General features: G+C 71.0%; 2 protein-coding genes. Both read right to left on the bottom strand.

The window, feature by feature from the left end; genetic code table 11:
• Window positions 1-93: 93 nt before the first annotated feature.
• Entirely contained in the window at window positions 94-909 is an 816-nt protein-coding gene (locus A9X05_RS21615) for a glycerophosphodiester phosphodiesterase (RefSeq protein WP_067758882.1), read from the bottom strand.
• The coding region (locus A9X05_RS21610; protein WP_197499161.1) for a DUF4328 domain-containing protein at window positions 906-1862 on the bottom strand (957 nt) is incomplete at its 5' end. The genes A9X05_RS21615 and A9X05_RS21610, both read right to left, overlap by 4 nt.

Raw genomic sequence — 1862 nt, 5'->3', positions numbered from 1 at the left:
CGCCGGATCGGTGGTGGTGTGGAACCACGACGAAGCGAGCCGGCTGTTCGAGGCACTGGCCGCCGACGGGCCGGTGCCCACCAATCCGCCGGACTAACCGCCCGCGCGGCCGTTCTCCAAGTACGCCTTGGTACGGCCCGGGTGGTGGGTGGCGAGCCAGGCCACGCCGACGTCCCGGCAGAAGTCGAGGTCCTCGTACTCGTCGACGTTCCAGCAGTACACGGCGCGGCCCTGGGCTATCGCGCGATCGGCGAGTTGGGGATATTCCTTCAACGTCGCCAGCGACGGCCCGACGGCAGTGGCGCCGACGGCGGTGGCCGCGCCGCTGATCAAGTAGCGCGCCGTCTTGCCGAGCAGCACGGTCGGCAGCAGCGGCGCGGCTCGCCGGATCCGCCAGACCGCGGCCGCCGAAAAGGACATCACCACCGCGCGGGACCGGTCGGCGGAGGCCGGCGCGGCGATGCCGAACCGATGCAGTAGCGCGAGCAGCTTGGTTTCCACCAATGAGCCGTACCGCACCGGGTGCTTGGTCTCGATGAACAGCTTCACCGGCCGATGCCAATCCAGGACAAGCGACACCAGGGCGTCCAGCGTCAACAGGCTGGTGTCACCGTGCGTGCCGTCTTCACGCCAGCTGTCGTGCCACGCCCCATACTCGAGCTCACGCAACTCGGCGAGGGTCATGGTGCTGACCAGGCCGGCCCCGGTCGACGTCCGGTCCAACCGGCGGTCGTGGACGCAGACCAGGTGGCCGTCCCGGGTCAACCGCACGTCGCATTCCACGCCGTCGGCGCCCTCTTTGAGCGCGAGATCGTAAGCGGCCAGCGTGTGTTCGGGCCGCGCCGCCGATGCGCCGCGGTGGGCCACCACAAAGGGATGCCCGGCGAGCACCTCCTCGGCCCACGTCATACGCGTAATGCTGCCGCTTCCTGCCCTTCGAACTCAACCGGACGCGGCGTCGGCGCCCGATCTTCGGAGACCACAACCCAGCGGTGCGCGGGCCGTTCGACGGGTTTGCGCTCGAACCCTTCGAAGACCCGGGCCGCCGCGGCCACCGTCACCGCCGCGAGCAAGTAGGCGAAAACCATCGTGATGGTGTTGTTCGCGATGCCCTGGGCGTCCCTGGCGAAGCTTGTCGCCATGGCGAAGACGGAGACCAGGTAGCTGGCGACCCACGCGATCCACCACTCGACGACGGAGCGGCGGATGCGGCCGTAGTGCTGCTCCAAAATCGCCAGCTCGATGACGAAAACCGGTGCCCACAGCAGGTTGGCCAGCGGCACCACACACCCTGCCCACAACGCCCGCGTGGACCGCGGCTCCGGCAGGCCATGATGCGCGAACGCCGCCGCACGCCGGGCGATCAGCCACAGGATGAGGACCGCCCCGGAGGCCAGCGTGGCGGCGATCGCGGCCACGCTCGCCAGCACGCCGAGCCAATCTGCACCGGCCGCGACCCACGAGTTCAACAATGTGTTCCGGTTGACGATCAGCAGCACGTAGCGCACGACGTAGACCAGGGCGGCGATGCCGAGGACGAGCACGCTCACGAACAACGTGGTGCGAATCGTCGGGGCCGATGGCCCCGGGCGGGTCGGGGCTCCGGCGGCCGCGGCCGTAGGTTCGACGCGATCTGCGAGGCTCCACCGCGGCATCACGGCGTAGCGCGGCGTCGGGCCCAGGGGACGCCGTCCACGCCGGGGAGGCGGCGCGGCGCCGGGGCGCACCGCGATCCAGCGAAAGCCCGGCGGCAGCCTTGGCGGGGTGCGCTGCCAGCCCCTGGCCGCGGGCGGTCGGCTCGCAGGCGCGGCGTTGTGTGAGCCCCACCGTGGGTCGGGCGCCGGCGCATCGGCCAGCGGCGC

The sequence above is a fragment of the Mycobacterium sp. E3298 genome (assembly GCF_001666895.1).
GTDB lineage: Bacteria > Actinomycetota > Actinomycetes > Mycobacteriales > Mycobacteriaceae > Mycobacterium.
Note: the sequence above shows the minus strand (reverse complement) of the source record. Positions and strands in the feature narration are given on the sequence as shown.

Coding starts and splice junctions, on each gene's coding strand:
- A9X05_RS21615 (WP_067758882.1), bottom strand. CDS start 909: ATGACGTGGGCCGAGGAGGTGCTCGCCGGGCATCCCTTTGTGGTGGCC.